At 67.8% G+C, this 23,736-nt stretch carries 17 protein-coding genes, 1 tRNA gene and 4 pseudogenes; 2 read left to right on the forward strand and 20 right to left on the reverse strand.

The window, feature by feature from the left end:
- Window positions 1–27: 27 nt before the first annotated feature.
- Window positions 28–1,705: pseudogene (locus P0Y60_10555) on the reverse strand (DUF885 domain-containing protein).
- A gap of 41 nt (window positions 1,706–1,746) precedes the next feature.
- Window positions 1,747–4,384, reverse strand: a pseudogene (gene polA, locus P0Y60_10560) (DNA polymerase I).
- Window positions 4,385–4,428: 44 nt separating this feature from the next.
- Here polA and P0Y60_10565 point away from each other — a divergent pair.
- Window positions 4,429–4,857, forward strand: coding sequence for a hotdog fold thioesterase (locus P0Y60_10565; protein ID WEK59806.1), 429 nt, complete (start codon window positions 4,429–4,431; stop codon window positions 4,855–4,857).
- Here the strand turns inward: P0Y60_10565 and P0Y60_10570 are convergent.
- Window positions 4,832–5,395: a GNAT family N-acetyltransferase gene (locus tag P0Y60_10570; protein WEK59807.1), complete on the reverse strand. Its 564-nt coding sequence runs from the start codon at window positions 5,393–5,395 to the stop codon at window positions 4,832–4,834. The genes P0Y60_10565 and P0Y60_10570 overlap by 26 nt on opposite strands.
- The gene (locus P0Y60_10575; GenBank protein WEK59808.1) at window positions 5,395–6,012 is read right to left on the reverse strand and encodes a response regulator; all 618 of its coding nucleotides are present in this window, start codon (window positions 6,010–6,012) and stop codon (window positions 5,395–5,397) included. The genes P0Y60_10570 and P0Y60_10575 overlap by 1 nt, the downstream gene beginning before the upstream one ends.
- 101 nt (window positions 6,013–6,113) lie before the next feature.
- Here P0Y60_10575 and P0Y60_10580 point away from each other — a divergent pair.
- Window positions 6,114–6,196: transfer RNA gene (locus P0Y60_10580), tRNA-Leu, on the forward strand.
- 10 nt (window positions 6,197–6,206) lie between these two features.
- Here the strand turns inward: P0Y60_10580 and P0Y60_10585 are convergent.
- From P0Y60_10585 to P0Y60_10660, 16 genes and pseudogenes are all read right to left on the reverse strand, one after another.
- Window positions 6,207–6,872 carry an alpha/beta hydrolase gene (locus P0Y60_10585; GenBank protein WEK59809.1) on the reverse strand — a complete coding sequence of 222 codons (666 nt, stop codon included), beginning with the start codon at window positions 6,870–6,872 and terminating at the stop codon, window positions 6,207–6,209.
- A gap of 77 nt (window positions 6,873–6,949) precedes the next feature.
- A pseudogene (gene pyk, locus P0Y60_10590) lies at window positions 6,950–8,402 on the reverse strand (pyruvate kinase).
- A gap of 60 nt (window positions 8,403–8,462) precedes the next feature.
- Window positions 8,463–9,932, reverse strand: a pseudogene (locus tag P0Y60_10595) (glutamate synthase subunit beta).
- On the reverse strand, window positions 9,925–14,505 hold the full coding sequence (gltB, locus tag P0Y60_10600) for a glutamate synthase large subunit (protein WEK59810.1): 4,581 nt from the start codon (window positions 14,503–14,505) through the stop codon (window positions 9,925–9,927). The pseudogene P0Y60_10595 and the gene gltB overlap by 8 nt, the downstream one beginning before the upstream one ends.
- Before the next feature lie 81 nt (window positions 14,506–14,586).
- Window positions 14,587–15,612, reverse strand: coding sequence for a prolipoprotein diacylglyceryl transferase (gene lgt, locus P0Y60_10605; protein ID WEK59811.1), 1,026 nt, complete (start codon window positions 15,610–15,612; stop codon window positions 14,587–14,589).
- 10 nt (window positions 15,613–15,622) lie between these two features.
- Window positions 15,623–16,426 carry a tryptophan synthase subunit alpha gene (gene trpA, locus P0Y60_10610; protein WEK59812.1) on the reverse strand — a complete coding sequence of 268 codons (804 nt, stop codon included), beginning with the start codon at window positions 16,424–16,426 and terminating at the stop codon, window positions 15,623–15,625.
- Window positions 16,423–17,643, reverse strand: coding sequence for a tryptophan synthase subunit beta (gene trpB, locus P0Y60_10615; protein ID WEK59813.1), 1,221 nt, complete (start codon window positions 17,641–17,643; stop codon window positions 16,423–16,425). Before trpB ends, trpA begins: the two co-directional genes overlap by 4 nt.
- Window positions 17,640–18,449 (reverse strand): indole-3-glycerol phosphate synthase TrpC, encoded by an 810-nt coding sequence (trpC, locus tag P0Y60_10620; protein WEK59814.1) that lies wholly within the window; start codon window positions 18,447–18,449, stop codon window positions 17,640–17,642. Before trpC ends, trpB begins: the two co-directional genes overlap by 4 nt.
- Window positions 18,449–18,694 (reverse strand): hypothetical protein, encoded by a 246-nt coding sequence (locus P0Y60_10625; protein WEK59815.1) that lies wholly within the window; start codon window positions 18,692–18,694, stop codon window positions 18,449–18,451. Before P0Y60_10625 ends, trpC begins: the two co-directional genes overlap by 1 nt.
- Before the next feature lie 47 nt (window positions 18,695–18,741).
- On the reverse strand, window positions 18,742–19,332 hold the full coding sequence (locus P0Y60_10630) for a Trp biosynthesis-associated membrane protein (protein WEK59816.1): 591 nt from the start codon (window positions 19,330–19,332) through the stop codon (window positions 18,742–18,744).
- Window positions 19,329–19,688, reverse strand: a complete 360-nt coding sequence (gene hisI / locus P0Y60_10635) for a phosphoribosyl-AMP cyclohydrolase (GenBank protein WEK59817.1) — start codon at window positions 19,686–19,688, stop codon at window positions 19,329–19,331. Before hisI ends, P0Y60_10630 begins: the two co-directional genes overlap by 4 nt.
- On the reverse strand, window positions 19,685–20,446 hold the full coding sequence (gene hisF, locus P0Y60_10640) for an imidazole glycerol phosphate synthase subunit HisF (GenBank protein WEK59818.1): 762 nt from the start codon (window positions 20,444–20,446) through the stop codon (window positions 19,685–19,687). Before hisF ends, hisI begins: the two co-directional genes overlap by 4 nt.
- Entirely contained in the window at window positions 20,446–21,288 is an 843-nt protein-coding gene (gene hisG, locus P0Y60_10645) for an ATP phosphoribosyltransferase (GenBank protein ID WEK59819.1), read from the reverse strand. Before hisG ends, hisF begins: the two co-directional genes overlap by 1 nt.
- A 38-nt stretch (window positions 21,289–21,326) precedes the next feature.
- On the reverse strand, window positions 21,327–21,590 hold the full coding sequence (locus tag P0Y60_10650) for a phosphoribosyl-ATP diphosphatase (protein ID WEK59820.1): 264 nt from the start codon (window positions 21,588–21,590) through the stop codon (window positions 21,327–21,329).
- Window positions 21,587–22,267 carry a ribulose-phosphate 3-epimerase gene (rpe, locus tag P0Y60_10655; GenBank protein ID WEK59821.1) on the reverse strand — a complete coding sequence of 227 codons (681 nt, stop codon included), beginning with the start codon at window positions 22,265–22,267 and terminating at the stop codon, window positions 21,587–21,589. Before rpe ends, P0Y60_10650 begins: the two co-directional genes overlap by 4 nt.
- Before the next feature lie 3 nt (window positions 22,268–22,270).
- A complete protein-coding gene (locus P0Y60_10660) occupies window positions 22,271–23,638 on the reverse strand; it encodes a transcription antitermination factor NusB (protein WEK62900.1) in 1,368 nt (455 codons plus the stop codon).
- Between the last annotated feature and the right edge of the window lie 98 nt (window positions 23,639–23,736).

Genomic DNA, 23,736 nt, shown 5'->3' on the forward strand with positions numbered 1-23,736 from the left:
AACACCGGGGTGGTCACGGGCATTCCCTCAGCGCGGCAGCAGCGCGGTACGCAGGGTGTCGAGGCCGACGCCGCCCATGTCGAGAGCGCGCTTGTGGAAGGCCTTGAACGAGAACGATTCGCCCTCTGCGCTGCGCACGGCATCGCGGACCTGCTCCCAGATGCGCTGTCCGACCTTGTACGACGGGGCCTGGCCCGGCCAGCCGAGGTAACGGTTGACCTCGAACTGCACGAACTGATCCGACATGTTGACGTTCTTGCGCATGAAGTCGAGTGCGTACTCCGCATCCCAGACGCCGGAGCCGTCGAGACGGGGCTTGCCCAGATGCACACCGATGTCGAGCACGACGCGGGCTGCACGCATGCGCTGGCCGTCGAGCATTCCGAGACGATCCGCAGGGTCATCGAGATAGCCGAGCTGCTCCATCAGGCGCTCGGCATAGAGTGCCCATCCCTCGGCATGCCCGGACGTGCCGGCGAGGAGGCGTCGCCAGGAGTTCAGCTCGGCGCGGTTGTGCACGGCCTGGGCGATCTGCAGGTGATGGCCGGGGACACCCTCGTGGTAGACGGTGGTGAGCTCGCGCCAGGTGTCGAATTCCGTGACGCCCTCCGGTACGGACCACCACATGCGCCCCGGCCGCGAGAAGTCATCGGTCGGACCCGTGTAGTAGATACCGCCCTCTTGCGTGGGGGCGATCATGCACTCCAGGGTGCGGATCGCTTCCGGGATATCGAAGTGCGAGGCTCCCAGTTCGGCGACGGCCCGGTCGCTCGTCTCCTGCATCCAGCGCTGAAGTGCGTCGGTGCCGACGAGCTTGCGAGCGGGGTCTGCTTCGAGGTGTGCGACGGCTTCCTCCACCGATGCACCGGGAAGGATCTCGTTCGCGACGGCCGTCTGCTCGGCCACCATACGGGCGAGTTCCTCCCTGCCCCACTCGTACGTCTCGTCGAGATCGATGGTGGCGCCGAGGAAGCGGCGGGAGTGGAGCGCGTAGAGTTCGCGACCGACGGCATCGACCTCGTTCGCTGCCGGAGCGAGCTCCTCGGCGAGGAAACGGCGCAGCTCGTCATAGGCCACGCGCGCGGCGGCCGAGTTGTCGGCGAGAGTGCGGGCGAGCGACGCAGGAAGTTGTCCTTGATCGGGCGCCGCATCCGCGACGAACGCCGCGAAGAAGCCGTCGTCGGCGGTGTATCGGTCGATCTGCGTGGCGACCTCGGCGACCTGCCGACGGGCCGGAGTGACCCCTTCGGCGATTCCCGTGCGGAGCGTCTCGATGTATCCGCGCAGCGCGCCGGGCACCGCGGCGAGACGCGTCGCGACGACCGCCCAATCATCGGCACTTCCCGTGGGCATGAGGTCGAACGCCGAACGCACGTCCTGCGCGGCCGACGCGATCACGTTCAGATCGCGCAGGTGCCACCGCGCATCATGGAACTCGAGGTCGAGGCGCAGCTCCGCGCCCAGGTCGGTCTTCGTGACCTCATCGATGGAATCGACCGGATCGAGCGCATCCAGAGCGTGCGAGCGTGGTGCGGGTCGCGGCGGCGATCTCGTCATGCCCCGCAGGGCTCAGGTCGCCGAAGCGATCGTTGACCTCGCTGCGCCCGATGTAGGTGCCGAGCGTCGGGGCGAGTACCGCGATGGTGTCGACCCACTCATCGGCGACCTTGTCGATGGCGGACGGAGTGCGGGGGGCTGAAGTCATGCGCTCCAGCCTAATCCCCGCCACTCCGTCGCAACGGGACTTCAGTGCGCGGCTTCGTTCCAGTCGCGACCGCCGACCGACTCTGCACGTCGAGCGGCACCGTGAGCTCTGCCGCATCGCCCATGCGCGTGCCGCACGATCTGCTCAGCGGCATCCCACTCCCCCGGGGCCACCTCGACCACGAGCTCGTCGTGGATCTGCAGCAGCACGCGCGCGAAGCGAGGTCCTGCGCACGCGAGATCGGCGTGGATGTGCATGAGCGCGATCTTCATGATGTCGGCCGCGGTGCCCTGGATGGGAGCGTTGAGCGCTGCGCGCTCGGCGTTCTCACGCAGCACGCGGTTCGGGCTCGCGAGATCGGGGAAGGGACGCCGACGACCGAAGATGGTCTCGGTGTAGCCGACTTCCCTCGCCTTCATGACGGACGCACGCAGGTAGTCGCGCACGGCGCCGAACCGTGCGAAGTACTCCACCATCAGCTGCTTCGCCTCGGACTGCTCGATCCGCAGCTGCTTGGACAGTCCGAACGCCGAGAGACCGTAGACGAGGCCGTACGACATCGCCTTGACCTTCGTGCGCATGGCGGCCGTCACCTCGCTCGGGTCGACCCCGAACACGCGGGCGCCGACGAACCGGTGCAGGTCTTCTCCGCTGTTGAAGGCCTCGATCAGCCCCTCATCGCCCGAGAGGTGCGCCATGATGCGCATCTCGATCTGCGAGTAGTCGGCGGTCAACAGCGACTCGTAGCCCTCTCCCACCTGGAACGCGCTGCGGATGCGTCGCGACTCCTCCGTGCGCACGGGGATGTTCTGCAGGTTCGGATCGGTGCTGGACAGGCGGCCCGTCTGACTGCCCGTCTGCACGTACGTCGTGTGGACCCGGTCGTCATCGGCGATCGCCGTGTCGAGCGACTCGATGATCTGACGGAGCTTGGTCGCCTCGCGGTGCTGCAGCAGCAGGTCTGAGGAAGGGGTGCGGATTCGTCTCCTGCAGGTCGGCGAGCACGGCCGCGTCGGTCGAGTAGCCGGTCTTCGTCTTGCGGGTCTTCGGGAGCTGGAGGTCTTCGAACAGCACCTCCTGCAGCTGCTTGGGAGACCCGAGGTTGAACTCACGCCCCACCGTCGTGAACGCCTCCTGAGCGAGACCCTCGGAGCGGGTCGCGAGCTCGGCGGAGAACGTCGACAGCACCTCGTGCGAGACCGCCACGCCGGCGACCTCCATGTCGGCGAGCGTGAGCAGCGTCGGCAGCTCGATGTCGACGAGCACCTTCGCAACCGACTCGGGGATGTCCTCCCGCAGCGCTTCCGCCACACGGAGCGCGAACCACGCCTCCTGGGCCGGGGTCGCGCCCTCGGTCTCGGGGACGAGCTGCGAAGGATCAGCCTCGGGCAGCTTCTCGCCCAGATAACGCTCGACGAGGTCGCCCAGCGTCTTGTCCGGGAAGCTCGGTCGCAGCAGCCACCCGGCGAGGCTCGTGTCGTACGAGAGACCCGCGAGGCGGATTCCCTGACGCAGGAGCGCCTTGATCTGCGGCTTCGCCTCGTGCAGTACCTTCGGCCTGTCTGACTCGATCCACGACCGCAGTGTGTCTGCCGCGTCGGCGCTCCAATCGACCTCACGCAATTCCGCGCCGGAGGCAGCTCCGATCCGCACCGGCGCTCCTGCCTGCGTCACGACCCTCACGGAGATCTCGTCCTGGGCGTCCGCCCACGTGACGAAATCGACGGTGGAGACCTGCACGGGCTCCGGCAGCACGACGACGGACGCGGGGTCCTCCGCGACCTCGCCGGCACCGACGGCCTCGAACACGCGCGGCAGCAGGGTGCGGAACTCGAGCCGCGCGAAGATGTCGCGCACGGCCTGGGCGTCGATCGGCGCCACAGCGAGGTCGTCGGGAGCCACCGGGAGCTCGACGTCGGTCAGCAGGCGGTTGAGCTTGCGGTTGCGCCGGACGTCGTCGATGTGGTCGCGCAGGTTACCTCCGACGACACCCTTGATCTCCTCGGCGCGTTCCAGAAGCTCGTCGAGAGACCCGAACTGGGTGAGCCACTTCACGGCGGTCTTCTCACCCACCTTCGGAACACCGGGGAGATTGTCACTGGTCTCCCCGACGAGAGCGGCGATGTCGGGGTACTGTTCGGGGCGCACGCCGTAGCGTTCCTGCACCGTCACCGGGTCGTATCGCTTGAGCTGGGAGACGCCCTGCACCGACGGGTAGAGCAGGGTGACGTCGTCGTTGACGAGTTGGATCGTGTCTCGGTCGCCCGACACCACGAGCACCTCGTAGCCCTGGCCGGAGGCCTGCGAGGCGAGGGTCGCGAGGATGTCGTCGGCCTCGATGCCCTCCTTCGTGAGCACCGGGATCGACATGGCGGCGAGGCAGTCCTGCAGCAGCGGGATCTGGCCGCGGAACTCCTGCGGCGTCTCCGACCTGGTCGCCTTGTACTCGGGGTACTCGTCAGTGCGGAACGAATGCCGAGAGGTGTCGAACGCGATCACCAGGTGGGTCGGCTGCTCGGCCTTGATGAGGTTCACCAGCATCGACAGGAAGCCGTAGATGGCGTTCGTGTGCTGGTTGTCCTTGGTCGTGAAGTTCTCGACCGGAAGGGCGAAGAAGGCACGGTAGGCGAGCGAATGGCCGTCGATGACCATGAGGGTAGGCTTTGCGGAGTCCGTCACCCTGTCAGCCTAACGAGGACGGCAGACACCCGCTGAGGAGGATCATGAGCGACGTCGCGACGACCGAAGGTCTCGACTGGGCGACCGCCCGCGGAATGGGCGCTCTCGCCCAGAAGATGGGGATGGAATTCCTCGAGTTCAGTCTCGATCGGTGTGTCGCAACTCTTCCCGTGGAGGGCAACACACAGCCGGTCGGTCTCATGCACGGCGGTGCCTATGTGGTCCTGGGCGAGTCGCTCGGTTCGATGGCCGCGAACCTGCACGCCGGTCCCGGCCGTCTCGCGGTCGGCGTCGACATCAACGCGACCCACACGCGTTCGGCCACATCGGGCATCGTGACCGGCGTCTGCACCCCGGTGCATCTCGGTCGCAGCATCACCGTGCACGAGATCGTCGTGACCGACGATCAGGGACGCCGCTGCTCGACCATCCGCATCACCAACATGATCAAGGACGCGCCTCCGGCGCAGTGACGGCGTCGTCCAGCAGACGCTGGAAGAGGACGTGGTCCTGCCACTCCCCCGCGATCCTGAGGTAACGCGGGGCGAGCCCGATGCGCTCGAACCGGTTTCCTCGAAGAACGCGTTGCGAGGCGACGTTGTGCGTCAGCGTCGCGGCCTGCACGCGGTGAAGTTCGAGGTCCTCACGCGCGTGTGCGAGCACGACCGCGACTGCGCGCGACGTTAGTCCTCTTCCCTGGGACGCGTCATCGATCCAGTACCCCAGATCGGCGCTGCGAAAGGCGCCGCGCACGATGCTGTTGAGGTTCACTCGTCCGCGGATCTCACCGTCCGAAGAAGCGATGACGAACCGGGAGCCGCGTCCGGCCGATGCATCCGCGATGCACCGGGCGACATCGCTCTCCTGCCACGAGGTGGTGAAGAAGACATCGTCCCGCATCGGCTCCCAGGGAGCGAGATGCTCGCGATTGCGCGCATAGGCGCGAGCGAGGGCCGCACCGTCCCCGATGGCCACCGGACGCAGATCGTGATCCGCGTCGAGCGCGACCACTACTTCTTGGGAGCGAGCTGCTCGATGATCGCCTTGGCGACGTCCTGCATCGTCAGACGGCGATCCATGGATGCCTTCTGGATCCAGCGGAACGCCTCGGGCTCGCTCAGGCCCATCTTCTCGTTGAGCAGGCCCTTGGCCCGGTCGACGAGCTTGCGGGTCTCGAAACGCTCGACCATGTCGGCGACCTCGGCCTCGAGCGTGATGATCTGCTCGTGGCGGGCCAGCGCGATCTCGATCGCGGGGAGGAGGTCGTTCGGGGTGAACGGCTTCACGACGTAGGCCAGCGCGCCGGCCTCGCTCGCCCGCTCGACGAGTTCCTTCTGGCTGAACGCGGTCAGCAGCACCACGGGAGCGATGTTCCCCTTGTGCAGCTTCTCGGCGGCGCTGATGCCGTCGAGCTGGGGCATCTTCACATCCATGATGACGAGGTCGGGGCGCAGCTCGGTGGCCAGCGCGACCGCGGTCTCACCGTCTCCGGCCTCTCCGACGACATCGAAGCCGTTGTCGCGGAGGATCTCGACGATGTCGAGACGGATCAGCGATTCGTCTTCGGCGACGACGACACGTCGCGGGGCGGATGCCGTGGGCTGTTCTGCCAATTCTTCCTCGGTCACAGATCCATCCTAGTCGAGTGGCTCTCGGCATCGGCCACGCACCGCTCCGTGCGCCGTCGAGGGGGTCGCGGCTGCGCTACAGTCGTATACGCGACACACGAGCCGGCGTGGCGGAATGGCAGACGCGGAGCACTCAAAATGCTTTGTCCGAAAGGGCGTGTGGGTTCGAGTCCCACCGCCGGCACACAAGGGTCCTAAGGACCCGTCTCGACGAGAGCTGCGAGCTCTCCCAACACCCTCGGGTGCGCGAGCACACGGAAGTGCCCGCCGGTCTCCAGCCGCACGTTCTTCGCACCGATGAGCTCGCTGCCCTCGGGGATGTGCGGATCGAACGCGGCGAAGATCGACACGATCCGGGCGTTCACGTCCCGCAGCTCCGCCAGGCTCAGGATCGACGGGTCGTCCGGCGAGAAGGCACGCAGCGTGCGCCCCGGCATCCGTCGTGCGTAACGTGAGCCGCCGAACGGCGTGGCGATCGCCAGCATCGCACGCACACGCCCCGCACCCGGGCCGGTCATGACGATCTTGCCGGCAAGGCCGCCTTTGCTGTGCGCCACCAGGATGACGTCGGTCAGATCGGCGCGCTCGATGAACTCGGTCACGAGCTTCGCCGCATCGGCGACCGGTAGCCGGTTGCGGGAGAGCGCATCGAGCACGTGCACCGGATGCCCCCGAGTATGGATCGCGGTGATCAGCGGCTGCAGGAAACGCCAGGTCTCGTAGACGCCGGGAAGAATGACGATCGGTGCGGCACCGCCCCTGCTGAGCGAGCCGGCGTCGCGCCGTCCGAACGACGCGCGCACCTGCCAGAACGCGGCGTAGGCGTAGTCCGCGACCCACCACGCGATCCTTCTCAGCATCCGGATGACGTGTTCCTTCCCCGTGAGTGCGACGAAGGGGCGGAGCCGAAGCCCCACCCCTTCGCACAACCGTCAGATCAGACGGTCGCCTCCTTGTAGATCGGCGCGGCGCCGTTGACGGCGTCTCCGACCTTGTGGACGCGGATGTCGTTGGTCGAGCCGACGATTCCGGGAGGGGATCCGGAGATCACCACGACCTTGTCGCCTTGCTTGGCCAGACCGCTGCCGAGCAGGTAGTCGTCGACCTGCAGGTACATGAGGTCGGTGTGCTGCACCATCTCGACCAGCTTGGAGCTGACACCCCAGGTCAGCGCCATACGGCGACGGATGTCGGGGTCCGGGGTGAACGCGATCATCGGGATGCGCGAACGCAACCGCGACAGACGGCGTGCCGAGTCACCGGACTGCGTGAACACGCAGAGGAACTTGGCGTCGACGAACTCGGCCACCTCGAGGGCGGCGAGCGTGATGGCGCCACCCTGCGTGCGGGGCTTGGTCGTGAGCGGCGCGATGCGCTCCAGGCCGTGCTCCTCGGTGGACTCGATGATGCGTGCCATGGTCTCGACGACCACGACCGGGTAGTCGCCGACGCTCGTCTCGCCCGAGAGCATCACGGCGTCGGCACCGTCGAGCACCGCGTTGGCGACGTCGGAGGTCTCGGCGCGCGTGGGGACCGGGCTGTTGATCATCGACTCGAGCATCTGGGTCGCGACGATGACGGGCTTCGCGTTGCGGCGGGCCAGCTCGACAGCGCGCTTCTGCACGATCGGCACGGCCTCCAGCGGCAGCTCGACGCCCAGGTCGCCACGGGCCACCATGATCGCGTCGAAGGCGTCGACGATGCCCTCGAGGGCTTCGACGGCCTGGGGCTTCTCGACCTTGGCGATGACGGGGACGCTTGACGCCCTCCTCCGCCATGATCTCGTGCACGCGGGTGATGTCCTCGGCGTTGCGCACGAACGACAGGGCGATGAGGTCCGCACCGATGCGCAGACCCCAGCGGAGGTCGTCCTCGTCCTTCTCGCTCAGCGCGGGAACGTTGACGGCGACACCGGGCAGGTTGATGCCCTTGTTGTTGGAGACCGCACCGGCCACGATGACCTTGGTGGTCACGGTGACGCCGTCGGTCTCGACGACCTCGACGCGGACCTTGCCGTCGTCGATCAGCAGGAAGTCTCCGGGCTTGACGTCCTGGGGCAGCCCCTTGAACGTCGTGCCGCAGATCTCCTTGTTGCCGATGATGTCTTCGGTCGTGATCTTGAAGATGTCGCCTTCGGCGAGCTCGTACGGGCCGTTCTCGAACTTGCCGAGGCGGATCTTCGGACCCTGCAGGTCGACGAGGATCGCGACGGCGCGGCCGGCGTCGTCTGCGGCGCGACGCACGTTGGCGTAGTTGTTCTCGTGCACGGAGTAGTCGCCGTGGCTGAGGTTCAGGCGTGCGACGTCGACACCTGCATCGATCAGTGCACGCACGGTCTCATAGGTGGAAGTGGCAGGGCCCAGGGTGGCGACGATTTTCGCGCGTCTCAACAGATGCTCCAGGGTTGTGGTGGGGGAAGGTACTACAGGCGACGAGCGCCGCGGCTCAGCCTACGCGGGCTGGAGGCCGATCGCGACATCACTCGGACGCACCGGCTCAGGAAGAACGGTCGCACCCATGAGGAAGCGATCGACGTTCGCCGCCGCAGCACGTCCTTCAGCGATCGCCCAGACTATGAGCGACTGTCCACGACCGGCATCGCCGGCCACGAACACACCGGGAACCGTCGACTCGTACGAGGAATCACGCACGAATGCGCCGCGAGCGGTCGTCTGCGGACGCGTCTCCTCGGTGTAGCCGTCCTGCTCCGGACCGGTGAAGCCCATCGCGATGAGCACGAGATCCGCGGGGATCTCCCGCTCCGTGCCGCTCTTGGGCACACGACGTCCGTCGATGTACTCGGTCTCGGCGACCCGCAGTGCGCGGACCTCTCCGACCTCGTTGGAGAGGAACTCGACGGTCGACGCCAGGAACACCCGCTCGCCGCCCTCTTCGTGCGCCGAGGCGACCTCGAAGACGGTCGGCATCATCGGCCACGGCTGGTGGTCTGGACGCTCGGTGCCCGGCTGCGTGCCGATCGCGAGGTTCGTGACGCTCAGGGCTCCCTGACGGTGCGCGGTGCCGATGCAGTCCGCACCGGTGTCACCGCCGCCGATCACGATCACGTGCTTGCCCTCGGCGCTGATCTGCTCGGGAACCTTGTCGCCGGCGACAGCGTGGTTCGACTCGACCAGGTACTCCATGGCGAAGTGCACGCCGTCGAGGTCGCGGCCGGGGATGGACAGGTCACGCGGAACCGTCGAACCCGTGGCGATGATCGACGGCGTCGTAGCGGGCGCGCAGGTCGGGCCAGGAGATGTCCTTGCCGATCTCCACACCGGCACGGAAGCGGGTGCCCTCCTCCTGCATCTGGCGGAGGCGTGACTCGAGCTGTCCCTTCTCCATCTTGAAGTCGGGGATGCCGTAGCGCAGGAGACCGCCGATGCGGTCGTCGCGCTCGAAGACGGCGACGGTGTGGCCGGCGCGCGTGAGCTGCTGCGCCGCGGCGAGACCGGCGGGTCCCGAGCCGACGACGGCGACCGTCTTGCCGGTCAGGCGCTCCGGGGGCTCGTGCCTCGACCCAGCCCTTGGCGAAGGCCTCGATCGATGATCGAGACCTCGATCTGCTTGATCGTGACCGCGGGCTGGTTGATGCCGAGCACGCAGGAGCTCTCGCACGGTGCCGGGCACAGGCGTCCTGTGAACTCCGGGAAGTTGTTGGTCGCGTGCAGACGGTCGATCGCGGCACGGCCCTCGCCGCGCCAGGTGAGGTCGTTCCACTCGGGGATCAGGTTGCCCAGCGGGCAGCCCGAGTGGCAGAACGGCACTCCGCAGTCCATGCAGCGACCGGCCTGGCGCTTGAGTACCGCCTGGTCACCGGCCTCGTAGACCTCTTTCCAGTCCATGATGCGGACGGGAACAGGGCGCCGTGCGGGGAGCTCCCGCTCGGTGACCTTCAGAAAACCTTTGGGATCAGCCACCGGTCACCTCCAGGATGCGGTTCCAGACGATGTCGCCATCGGGATCGATGCCCTCGGCGACGGCTTCCTCGCGCATGCTCCGCACAGCGGCGAAGTCACGGGGAAGCACCTTCACGAATTCGGATGCCGTCTCCTCGAACCGGGCGAGCAGGTCGGAGGCCAGCGGGGATGCCGTGCGTTCGATGTGCTCGATCAGCAGGCTGCGCAGCACTTCGAGGTCGGCGCGATCGAGCTGCTCCAGCAGCAGCTCACCGCTGCCGAGCGACTGCGAGTTGACCTTGCCGGTATCGAGGGCGTGTACGTACGCCACTCCCCCGGACATTCCGGCACCGAAGTTGCGGCCGGTCGACCCGAGGATCACGGCGAGCCCGCCGGTCATGTACTCGAGGGCGTGGTCTCCCACGCCTTCCACGACCGCGGTCGCGCCGGAGTTGCGCACCAGGAACCGCTCGCCCACCACGCCGGAGATGAACATCGTGCCGGAGGTCGCACCGTAACCGATGACGTTGCCGGCGATCACGTTCTCCTGCGGGGTGATCGCGGATCCGCGCGGGGGTCGGATGGTGATGTCGCCACCGGAGAGGCCCTTGCCCACGTAGTCGTTCGCGTCTCCCTCGAGGCGCAGCACGATGCCGCGCGGCAGGAAGGCACCGAGCGACTGCCCGGCGGTGCCGTGCAGCGTCACATCGATGGTCTCCCGCGGAAGTCCGTCGGCTCCGTGACGCGAGGTGACCTGATGGCCCAGCATCGTGCCGACGGCGCGCTCGGTGTTGGCGATGGGCAGCTCGACGACGACGGGCTCGCCGTTGAGCAGCGATCCCTTCGCGATGTCGATGAGCTGCACGTCGAAGTGCTTCTCGAGCTCATGGTCCTGCGTGCGACCGCTGCGGCGGGGTTCCCCCGCGGGGAATGCCGGGCCGTCGAGGATCGGCGAGAGGTCGAGCCCCTCGGCCTTCCAGTGGTCGACAGCCGCGTTGACCTCGATCAGGTCGGCGCGACCGACGATCTCGTCGATCGAGCGGTACCCGAGCTCGGCGAGCAGTTCACGCACCTCTTCGGCGATGAACTCCATGAAGTTCACGACGAACTCGGGCTTGCCGGTGAACCGCTCACGCAGCGCCGGGTTCTGCGTCGCCACGCCCACGGGGCAGGTGTCGAGGTGGCACACACGCATCATGATGCATCCGCTGACCACCAGGGGCGCCGTCGCGAAGCCGAACTCCTCGGCGCCGAGCAGCGCGCCGATGATCACGTCACGACCGGTCTTCAGCTGACCGTCGACCTGCACGACCACGCGGTCGCGCATGCCGTTGAGCATAAGCGTCTGCTGCGTCTCAGCGAGTCCGAGCTCCCATGGTGTCCCCGCATGCTTGAGCGAGTTCAGCGGGCTCGCGCCGGTGCCGCCGTCGTGGCCGGACACCAGGATCACGTCGCTGAGCGCCTTGGCGACTCCCGCCGAGACGGCACCGATACCGGACTGGCTGACCAGCTTGGTGTGGATGCGTGCCTCGGGGTTCGCCCGCTTCAGGTCGAAGATGAGCTGCTTGAGGTCTTCGATCGAGTAGATGTCGTGGTGCGGTGGTGGCGAGATGAGCCCCACGCCGGCCGTCGCGTGACGCGTCCGCGCCACCCACGGGTACACCTTGGTCGGCGGCAGCTGACCTCCCTCACCGGGCTTGGCGCCCTGGGCGAGCTTGATCTGGATGTCGTCGGCCTCGGTGAGATACAGGCTCGTGACACCGAAGCGTCCCGAGGCGACCTGCTTGATCGAGCTGCGGCGCGCGGGATCGACGAGGCGATCCGGGTCTTCCCCGCCCTCTCCGGTGTTCGACTTGCCGCCGATGCTGTTCATCGCGATCGCGAGCGTCTCGTGCGCCTCGCGGGAGATGGAGCCGTAGCTCATCGCCCCGGTCGAGAAGCGCTTGACGATGTCGGCGACCGACTCGACCTCGTCGAGAGGCACCGGACGACGCGTGCCCGTGCGCAGGGTGAAGAGCCCGCGCAGCGTCTTCAGCTCGGCGGCCTGGTCGTCGACCAGCTTCGTGTACTCGCGGAAGATGTCGTAGCGACGCGTGCGGGTCGCGTGCTGCAGCTTGAACACCGTCTCCGGGCTGAAGAGGTGCGGTGAGCCGTCACGACGCCACTGGTACTCGCCGCCCGTCCACAGGCGCTCGTGCGCCCGCGCTGCAGCGTCTTCCGGATAGGCGTAGTCATGACGCGCCTGGTTCTCGGCGAAGATCTCCTCGATGCCGATACCGCCGAGCTTGGACTCGGTACGCGTGAAGTAGGCGTCGATGAACTCCTCGCTGAGTCCCACGGCCTCGAACACCTGCGCACCGGCGTAGGAAGACACCGTCGAGATGCCCATCTTCGACATGATCTTCAGCACGCCCTTGCCGAGCGCGTAGATCAGGTTGCGCACGGCCTTCTCGGGCGAGATGCCCGTGATGTAACCGGTGCGCACCAGGTGCTCCACCGTCTCCATGGCCAGATACGGGTTGATCGCCGAGGCGCCGTACCCGATCAGCGTGGCGACGTGGTGCACCTCGCGGACATCACCGGCCTCCACGATCAGACCGACCTTCATACGGTTCTCGCGGCGGATCAGGTGATGGTGGATCGCCGAGACCATGAGCAGCGACGGGATCGGCGTCAGATCCTTGTTCGAGTCGCGGTCCGACAGGATGATGAACTCGGCCCCGCTCTCGATGGCCTCATCGACCTCGGCGCACATCTCCGTGAGACGGTCCTGCAGAGTCTCGGGGCCGGCGTCGAAGTGGTACAGACCGCGGATCGTCACACTCGAACGATCCGGCAGCGCCTTGTCGATGTGGCGGATCTTCGCGAGTTCGTCGTTGTCGATCACCGGGAAGTCGAGCGACACCGTGCGCGTGTGCTCCGGCCCCCACGAGAGCAGGTTGCTCTCCGGGCCGAGCCCGAGCTTGAGGCTCGTGACGACCTCTTCGCGGATCGAGTCGAGCGGCGGGTTGGTGACCTGCGCGAACTGCTGCGTGAAGTAGTCGAACAGCAGACGCGGGCGCTTGCTGAGCACAGCGATCGGCGTGTCGGAACCCATGGCCCCGAGGGGCTCCATGCCGTTCTGCCCCATCGGGGTCAGGAGGATGCGCACTTCTTCCTCGGTGTATCCGAAGGTGCGCTGGCGACGTGTGATCGATGCCGGCGGGTGCACGATGTGCTCGCGCTCGGGAAGGTCGGCCAGGCGCACCGCCCCGGCGTCGAGCCATTCCTGCCAGGGGTGCATCGTGGAGAGGTCCTGCTTCAGCTCCTGGTCGCTGATGATCCGGCCCTGAGCCGTGTCGACGAGGAACATCTTGCCGGGCTGCAGACGCCCGCGACGCTTGATTCGCTCCGGCTCGAACTTCAGAACGCCGGTCTCCGAGCCGATGACGATGAGGCCGTCGATCGTCTCGGTCCAACGTCCGGGACGAAGCCCGTTGCGGTCCAGGGTCGCGCCGACGAGCGTGCCGTCGGTGAAGATGAGGGCCGCAGGACCGTCCCACGGCTCCATCTGGTTGGAGTGGTACTCGTAGAACGACCGAAGCTCCGGTGTGACGTCCGACTGCTTCTCGTACGCCTCGGGCACCATCATCATGATCGCGTGCGGGAGGCTGCGGCCGGTGAGGGTCAGCAGTTCCAGCACCTCATCGAAGGATGCGGAGTCGCTCGCGCCGTCCGTGCAGATCGGGAGCAGCGGCGACACATCGCCCAGCAGTTCGGACTCGAGCTGCGACTGCCGCGCGCGCATCCAGTTGCGGTTGCCGCCGACGGTGTTGATCTCGCCGTTGTGCGCCAGCATGCGCAGCGGCTGCGCCAGCGGCCACGAGGGGAAGGTGTTGGTGGAGTACCGCGAGTGCACGACGGCGAGCTCCGATGCGAACCGCTCATCCTGCAGGTCGGGATAGAACGGCTCCAGCTGCAGGGTCGTGACCATGCCCTTGTACCCGAGCGTGCGGCTGGAGAGCGAGACGAAGTACGCGCCGAGCTCGTGCCCCGCGCGCTTGCGCAGTCGGTAGGCGACCCGGTCCAGGGCGATGCCCGTGAGCGGCGCGTCGGAGTGCGTGGCGCCGCCGGCGCTCACGAAGAGCTGTTCGAAGGCGGGGCGAGCCTCGTCGGCGAGCTTGCCGAGGTTCTCGTTGACCGTCGGCACCTCACGCCAGCCGAGCACCCGGAGGCCCTCGGAGCGAGCGATCTTCTCGATCCCCGCCTTCTGCTGGCGGCGCTCGCTCGAATCACGCGGCAGGAACGACAGACCGACGGCGTACTCCCCCACCGGAGGCAACTCGAATCCTGCGACGGCGCGCAGGAACTCGTCGGGCATCTGGGTCAGGATGCCTGCCCCGTCACCCGTGCCCGCGTCGGAACCGATCGCACCGCGGTGCTCCAGGTTGCGCAACGCCTCGAGCGCCAGCGAGATGATGTCGTGCCCTGCCGTGCCGCGAAGGGTGGTGACCATGGCGAGGCCACAGGCGTCCTTCTCGAACGCGGGGTTGTACATGCCCTGTTTCGCCGGATAATTCATCCCGACAGGTGAGCGGAGGTCGCTCGATGCCATGCGGTACCGTCCTCAGATCTTCAGATGACCCGGGGACGTCATTGGCCGGGCGAATGCAGTGGGGTCCTCGCGGACCAGAGGCTATCGCGAGCCTTCCGCGTCCGAGGGAGCGGTGCTTGTGGCGCTGGCTCCAGCGGTGACTTCGTCGGTCGGAGGCTCGCTCACGTCCACGAAATCGGAGGGATTGTCTTGCGATTCTACAACAGCATCGACATCCTTCCGCGCGCGGCCGAACTGGTACGGCGAGGGTTCGAGCCCCGGGTGACGTCGGGTCTGCACGATGAGGATGGCGAGACCGACCAGGATGCCGATGATCGCGGCGAGCACGTTGCTGCGCAGCCCGAGGATGATCTCGCTCGGGTCGATGCGGATCGACTCCCACACGACGCGTCCTGCGCTGTACCAGATCAGGTAGATCGCGAAGAGTCGACCCCACTGGAAGAACAGCTTGCGCCCGAGCCACAGCAGGACGATCACGCCCAGACCGTTCCAGAGGACCTCGTACAGGAATGTCGGGTGGAAGAGGGTGCCCTCAGGGAGTCCCGGAGGGAAGGCAGGGTTGGTCGACTCGATCTCCAGACCCCAGGGAAGGTCGGTGGGAAGCCCGAAGAGCTCGTGGTTGAACCAGTTGCCGAAGCGACCCATCGCCTGCGCGAGCAGCAGCCCGGGTGCGAGGGCATCGGCGAAGGTCCAGAAGCGGATGCCGGTCCAACGGCACCCGAGGTACGCACCGACGGCGCCGCCGATGAGCGCGCCGAAGATGGCGATGCCGCCCTCCCAGATGGCCCAGACGGATCCGGGCTGGAAGGGGTTCCAGGTGTTGATGCCCTCGCCGAAGTAGTCGCCCGGGTGCGTGAGCACGTGGAAGATGCGCGCACCGATGATCGCGAGCGGCACGGCCAGGATCGAGATGTCGATGACGACCCACGGCTCCGCCCCACGCTTGGTCAAGCGGTGGTTCGTCAGAATCGTCGCGGCGATGATGCCGGCGATGATGCAGAGGGCGTAGTAGTGGATCGTGATCCCGGGCCAGACGACGAAGTTGGATTCCGGGGGGCTCGGGATGCTGGCGAGCACGCCGTTGAACGTGTGGAGCGCGAGGGACATGAGTGCGATTCTAGTTCTCGTGTGAGGGGCGCGCCGACGACGTGCCGGAGGCCAGGTTTCGGGTGACGTCGACGAGGGCGGGGATGCCACCGTCGCGCAGGGCGCGCACGAGCGCCGTGCCGACGATCGCGCCGTCGGCGTACTCGGAGACGCCGGCGATCTGCTCGGCGGTCGAGATGCCGATTCCGACGCAGGCGCGGGTGGCGCCGTGGTCGCGCAGTCGACCGACCAGGGTGCGGGCCGCGCGATCGAGTTCCGCGCGCTCCCCCGTGATCCCCATGGTCGACACGGTGTAGACGAACCCGGTCGACGACTTCACGACGAGATCGAGACGTGCGTCCGTCGAGGTCGGCGCGGCCAGGAAGACGCGGTCGAGACCGGTGCGCTCACTCGCGGCGATCCAGTCTCCGGCCTCCTCCGGGGTGATGTCCGGAGTGATGAGCCCAGCCGCCCCCGCGGCGAGGAGCTCATCGGCATACCGATCGACGCCGTACTGGAGCACCGGGTTCCAGTACGTCATGACGAGCACGGGAGCATCGACGGCCGCGGTGATGGCCCGCAGCGCGGTGAACAGGTCGGCGGTCTTGTATCCCGCCGCCAGCGCGAGCGTGGTCGCCTGCTGGATGATGGCGCCATCCATTACCGGATCGCTGTACGGAGGACCGAGCTCGATGATGTCGACCCCGTTCTCGGCCAGGGCGATCGCCGCGTCGATGCTCGTCTGCAGGTCGGGGAAACCGACGGGAAGATATCCGATGAACGCGCTGCGCCCCTCGCTCTCCGCCTTGCGGATCGCCTCTTCCACCCGGCTCATGCGTTGCCGCCATCCGTCGTCGTGGCGTCGTACAGATCGAAGTACTTCGCCGCCGTGTCCATGTCCTTGTCACCACGACCCGAGAGGCAGACGGCGATGATCGCGTCGGGTCCGAGTTCGCGGCCGATGCGCAGTGCGCCGGCGAGTGCGTGGGCGGACTCGATGGCGGGGATGATGCCCTCGGTCCTGCTCAGCAGACGAAGTGCCTGCATCGCCTCGTCATCCGTCGCCGGGATGTACTTCGCGCGACCGATGTCGGCGAGCCAGGAGTGCTCGGGACCGACGCCCGGGTAGTCGAGGCCGGCGGAGATCGAGTGCGACTCGATGGTCTGCCCGTCCTCGTCCTGCAGGACGTAGGTGCGTGAGCCGTGCAGCACGCCGGGGCGTCCGCGTTCGATCGAGGCGGCGTGCTTGGGAGTGTCCACGCCGTCGCCGGCGGCTTCGACGCCGAAGAGCTTGACGTCCTCATCATCGAGGAACGCGTCGAACATGCCGATCGCGTTCGACCCTCCGCCGACGCAGGCGACCACGGCGTCGGGCAGCCGCCCGACCTCGGCGAGCAGCTGCTCGCGGGCCTCTTCGCCGATGATCTTCTGGAAGTCACGCACCATGGCGGGGAACGGATGCGGGCCGGCCGCCGTGCCGAAGATGTAGTTGGTGCTCTCGACGCTCGCGACCCAATCGCGGTAGGCGTCGTTGATCGCGTCCTTCAGCGTGCGAGAACCGGAGGTCACCGCGACCACCTCGGCGCCGAGCAGGCGCATGCGTGCGACGTTGAGCGCCTGGCGCTCCGTGTCGACCTCGCCCATGTAGATGGTGCAGTCGAGGCCGAAGAGCGCCGCTGCCGTCGCCGTCGCCACGCCGTGCTGGCCGGCGCCGGTCTCGGCGATCACGCGGGTCTTGCCCAACCGCTTGGTCAGGAGCGCCTGACCGAGCACGTTGTTGATCTTGTGCGACCCGGTGTGGTTGAGATCTTCCCGCTTGAGGAAGATCCGAGCCCCGCCGGCGTGCTCCGCGAAGCGCTGAACCTCGGTGATCGCCGAGGGGCGACCCGCATACGAGCTGAGAAGCCCGGCGAGCTCCGCACGGAACGCAGGGTCGGCGATCGCATCGGTGTATGCGACGGTGAGTTCGTCGATCGCCGCGATCAGCGATTCCGGCATGAACCTACCTCCGAAATCTCCGAAGTAGGGTCCATGCTGGTCGCGAAGGCTCACGGGGTCTTCTTCCTGCCGGGCAGTGCGTGGGAACCGGCTGCGAGGAACGTCGTCAACGTGGCGACCGGGTCGCCGGTGACGAGCGCTTCGCCGATCAGGACGACATCGGCGCCGGCGGAGCGGTAATGGGACACGTCATCAGGGGTGAGCACAGCCGACTCGGCGATCTTGACGGAGCTGTCGGGGATGCGGTCGGCCAGCCGACCGAACAGGTCACGATCCAATTCGAGGGTCGTGAGGTCGCGCGCGTTGACGCCGATGAGCGGCGCCCCGAGGTCGATCGCGACCTCGAGCTCCTCCGCGGAGTGCGTCTCGACGAGCGGCGTCATGCCCCACTCGGTGACGAAGGCGAACAGCTCATGGAGCACGGCGCGGTCCAGACCCGCCACGATCAGCAGCACGAGGTCGGCACCGGCCGCACGGGCCTCGAGCACCTGATATCGGGTCGCGATGAAGTCCTTGCGCAGCACGGGCACCGACACGCGGGCCGTCACGGCCTCGAGGTCGGCGAGGCTGCCGCCGAAGCGACGCTCCTCGGTCAGCACGCTGATCGCGGACGCGCCACCGGTCTCGTAGAGCGAGGCCTGCAGAGCAGGATCAGGGATCTCGGCAAGAGCACCGCGTGACGGACTCGCGCGCTTCACCTCGGCGATGATCTTGACCCGATCAGCCGGAGCGAGGAACGACAGTGCGTCCTTCGCAGTCGGTCGCTCGATGGCCTCCCGTTCGACCTGCGCGAGCGGGCGCGCGAGAGCGCGACGTTCGGCATCGGCGACTGCGCCGGCCGTGAGGTCGGCGAGGACCACTAGTGGGCCTTCGGGGAGTACTTGGGACCCTTCACGCCGTATCCGGCCCGTGCGAGCACCCAACCGGCGACAGCGCCGATCGGGATGATCGCCGCGCCGACCCAGATGAGTGCGACCCAGATCGGGCTGAACTCGGCGAGGCAGAATGCCAGCGTGCCGATGGTGAAGCCGGCGAGCATGATGATCACGGCCGTCCAAGCGGCCGGAGAGTGTCCGTGGCCGGGGTCAGCGATCGGGTTGGTCATGTTCTCCTCCGGGGACGACGACGGGATCAGGGTTCAGTCTATCGGTGTCAGCGCGTGGGATCGGTTCCGCGGGACAGGTCGTCCCACGAGTCCACGGCATCCACGGGGCCGTCCTGGGGCGCTGCCGCCTCGGGAGCAGTGCGGTATCGACGGCCACCCGCCTTCCAACGGCGCCAGGTGACGAGCACCAGGACGGAGGCCGCGAGCAGGATCACCCAGCCGATCAGGGCGAAGACCGGCCAGGCGGTCGGGACCGCAGAACGTACGACATCGGAGATCGCCGCCGTGCCTGCGAGACCGGTCACCTCCGTGACGGTCGGCGCGATGGCCGATTCCGGAACCGCGATCAGCAGGTGGAGCGTGGACCAGCCGAGGAACACGGCACTCGCGGCGCCCAGCACCGCGAAGGCGAGGCGCACGACCCGGCCCGCGATCGAGAGTGCGGCGCCGAGAGCGAGCACGGCGAGGCTGAGTGGCGCGAGCAGCACCAGCGCTGAGGCGCCCGGAACCAGGATGGCCTCCCCCGCATCCGCCCGTTCCACCGTGATCCAGGTCTGGGTCGACGAGATGATCCCGATCGCACCGGCGAGCAGGAATCCGGAGACCGCGAGGGAACGGCCGCGTCGGGCGAGAGTCATGCCGTCGCGCTCCCGGAGACCGCTTCGAGATCGGTCGTGTCGAAGCAGGTGCGCGTACCGGTGTGGCACGCCGGGCCCGTCTGGTCGACGAGGAGCAGGATCGCATCGCCATCGCAATCGAGCCGCGCCTCACGCACCACCTGGATGTTCCCCGACGTGTCGCCCTTGCGCCAGTACTCCTGGCGGGAACGGGACCAGTACGTCGCGCGGCCGGAGGTGAGCGTGCGGCGGAGCGCTTCCTGATCGACCCACGCCAGCATCAGGACCTCGTGCGTGTCCCACTGCTGGACGATCACGGGCGCGAGAGTGTCGGCGTTCCAGACGACCTGTGCGATACGGGCCTCGATGTCGCTCATCGGACGATCACTCCTTCGGCGCTCAGCGCCTGCTTGACGTCACCGACGGTGAGCGCGCCGGTGTGGAAGACGCTCGCGGCGAGCACGGCATCCGCCCCCGCCTTGATGGCCGGGGCGAAATGCGACACATCACCCGCGCCGCCCGATGCGATCACCGGCACCGATGCCACCTCACGCATGAGTCTGACGAGCTCCAGATCGAAGCCGTCGCGTGTGCCGTCGGCGTCGATCGAGTTCACCAGCAGCTCGCCGGCGCCCCGCTCGGTGGCCTCCCTGGCCCATTCCAGCGCGTCGAGCGTCGTCTGGGTCCGCCCGCCATGCGTCGTGACGACGAATCCCGACGGCGTCGTGTCCGCCCGCTTGACGTCGAGCGACAGCACCAGCACCTGGGCGCCGAACCGATCGGCGATCTCGCCGAGGAGCTCCGGTCGCGCGATCGCGGCGGAGTTCACGCCGACCTTGTCGGCGCCGACGGAGAGCAGGCGCGCGACGTCATCGACGGTGCGGACTCCCCCGCCGACCGTGAGCGGCACGAACACCTGCTCTGCCGTGCGCTGCACCACGTCGTAGGTCGTGGCGCGCGCATCGACGGTCGCGGTCACATCGAGAAAGGTGATCTCGTCCGCGCCCTGCGCGGCATAGTGCTGAGCGAGTTCGACGGGATCGCCCATGTCGCGGAGGTTCTCGAAGTTGACGCCCTTGACGACGCGGCCCGCGGCCACATCGAGACACGGGATGACTCGGCTGGCCAGCGTCATCAGAGCCTCGCGTTGTGAATGGCCGTGACCAGGATCGCCCGAGCACCGAGTGCGTAGAGCGCATCCATCACCGGGTTGACGCGCGCGCGGGCGACCATGACGCGCACGGCGACCCACTCGGGGTCGCGCAGCGGCGACACGGTGGGAGACTCCACGCCGCCCGCGATCTTCACCGCGTCATCGAGTAGCGAGACGGGGAGGTCGTAGTCGATCATCACGAAGCGGCGAGCCACCATCACGCCGCGCAGGCGACGCAGCAGCGTCTCTCCCCCCTCGGCGTCTGCAGGGCCGGCGATCAGCACGGCCTCGGATTCGAGGATCACCGGACCGAAGACCTCGAGCCCGGCCTGACGCAACGTCGTTCCGGTCTCGACGACGTCGGCGACGGCATCCGCCACTCCGAGACGGACCGCGGACTCCACGGCTCCATCCAGAGGAACCAGGTCGACCGCGATACCCCGCTCGTCGAGGAAGGCATCGACGAGTCCGGGATACGAGGTGGCGATGCGGAGCCCGTCGAGCTGGGACACATCGGTGTACTGGCCCGCTGGCGCCGCGAAACGGAAGGTGGAGCCGGCGAAGCCCAGAGCCTCGATCTCTCGAGCACCGGGCATGCGTGCGTCCAGCAGGAGATCGCGTCCGGTGATGCCGACGTCGATGGCGCCGGATCCCACATAGGTCGCGATGTCCTTGGGACGCAGGAAGAAGAACTCGACGTCGTTGTCGGCGTCGATCACGTGGAGGGTCTTGGGGTCACGACGACCGGCGTATCCGGCCTCCGCGAGCATGTCGGCGGCGGTCTCGGAGAGCGAGCCCTTGTTGGGAACAGCGATGCGCAGCATGAACGGCTTTCAGTTCGAGGGAATCGGAGCGGAGCGCGTCACAGATGTCGGTAGACGTCCTGCAGGCTGAGACCCTTCGCGATCATCATCACCTGCAGGTGGTACAGCAGCTGGGAGATCTCCTCGGCCGCGGCCTCGTCGGACTCGTACTCGGATGCCATCCAGACCTCGGCGGCCTCTTCGACGATCTTCTTGCCGATCGTGTGCACGCCGCCGTCGAGCTCTGCGACAGTGCCTGATCCCTCGGGACGGATCTCGGCCTTGACGCTGAGTTCAGCGAACAGCTCGTCGAAAGTCTTCACGCTTCCAGGCTAGCGGCTCGCGCGCGGTCCCTGAGCCGAGTGACGGCCGCCTCGATGTCGTCAGCGCCGTAGACGGCGGATCCGGCCACGAACGTGTCCGCCCCTGCCGCAGCCGCCTGCTCGATCGTGCTGTCGGAGATTCCGCCGTCGACCTGCAGCCAGACCTGCGAGCCGCGACGCCTCGCCTCGTCGGCAAGGGCGCGCAGCTTCGGCATCGTCTCCGGCATGAAACCCTGTCCACCGAAACCGGGCTCGACCGTCATCACCAGGATCTGATCGAACTCGTCGAGCACGCTGTACAGGCCTTCGACCGGTGTGCCCGGCTTGATCGCCACGCCGGCACGGGATCCGATGTCGCGCAGGCGGCGTGCGAGCGACACAGGGTCAGCGGCGGCCTCGAGGTGGAACGTGACGCTGGCGGCGCCGATCTCCGCATACTCCGGTGCCCAGCGGTCCGGGTCCGTGATCATCAAGTGCACGTCCAGCGGGATCGGGCTCGTCGCCTGGATGCGCTGCACCATCTGCGGGCCGAAGGTGAGGTTGGGCACGAAGTGGTTGTCCATCACATCGACGTGGGCGAAGTCGGCTGTCGCGATGCGGGCGAGGTCCGCCTGCATGTTGACGAAGTCGGCCGCGAGGATGCTCGGATTGATGCGGGGTGCGCGGGGCAGATCCATCGGTCAGTCTCCCTTCGGGGCGCGCTGCAGGAGCGCGAGGAACATGGCGTCGGTGCCGTGACGGTGTGGCCAGAGCTGTACGGTCCTCGACTCGGCGCGACCGTCGTCGGCCAGATCGATCGGGGCGCGGGCGACGCCGGCGACGACGGCGCGGGCGTCGATCACCTGCAGGTCATCGCGGGAGCGGATCACATCCTGAACCACGCCCGTGGTCTCGGCGAGATGCGGTGAGCACGTGACGTAGGCGACGATCCCGCCCGGCGCCAGCGCGTCGACCGCCGCCGACAGCAGCTGAACCTGGAGCGGCACGAGCTCGGCAACGTTGGCCGGGGTCTTGCGCCAACGCGCTTCGGGACGGCGGCGGAGCGCGCCCAGTCCGGTGCACGGCGCGTCGACCAGGATGCGATCGAAGGCGCCGGGGCGTTGGGCGGCGAAGTCGCGGCCGTCCGCCTCGTGCACCACGACCTCACCCGGAACACCGCGGAGCGCGTTGCGTACGAGCCGCGCGCGCGTCGGGATGACCTCGTTCGCCTCGACGATCACTCCCTGCTCATGCGCGACCGCGGCGAGGAGCGCCGTCTTGCCGCCGGGTCCCGCGCAGAGGTCGAGCCAACGCTCACCCTCACGGATCGGGGCGGCGTCGGCGAGGGCGAGGGCGACGAGCTGCGACCCCTCATCCTGCACACGGACCGTGCCGCCGGACCCGGCGACGATCCGGTGCGGGTCGCCACCGGGAGAGCCATAGGCGGTGACGGCATAGGGTCGTCGCGGTTCACCCGGCTCGGCCAGCCCGGGAAGGGCGACCAACGTGACCTCGGGCGAGGCGTTGTCCGCTTCGAGCAGCTCTTCCAACTCGTCGACGCGCCCCTCGGCGGCGAGAGCACGGCGAAGTGCTCGGATGATCCACACCGGATGCGCCGAACGCAGCGCCAGGCGCTCGTCGTCCGACCGGGCATCGCGCTCGATCTGCTCCTCCCACTCCTCCGGCGACTGCCGGGTGACGCGTCGGAGCACAGCATTCGCGAAACTCGACGCACCCCGACCGACACTGGTCGCGACGAGGTTCACGGACTCGTTCACCGCGGCGTGCGAGGCGACGCGTGTCGCGAGCAGTTGGTGCACGCCCAGCCGCAGCGCGTCGAGAACTGCCGGGTCGATGCTCTCGGTCGCGCGATCCGCGGCGGCGGCGATGATCGCGTCGTACGTGCCGCGGCGCCGCAGCGTGCCGTACGTGAGCTCGGTGGCCAGTGCCGCATCCTGCGGGGTCAGCCCGGCCTCGGCGATCGCAGTCGGCAGGACGAGGTTCGCGTAGGCGTCGGATTCCGACACCGCACGCAGCACATCGAAGGCGACGCGGCGCGGCGGCTGCACGCTGCGCACCGGGCCTCGCGTCCCGCGATTCTGCGAAGAATCCGACCGTGCCCCGGAGTGCGGTCGGCGCGGCTTACGGTTCGAACGGCTCTGCTGTC

The organism is Candidatus Microbacterium colombiense (genome assembly GCA_029203165.1).
In the GTDB taxonomy this organism is placed as follows: Bacteria; Actinomycetota; Actinomycetes; order Actinomycetales; family Microbacteriaceae; genus Microbacterium; species Microbacterium colombiense.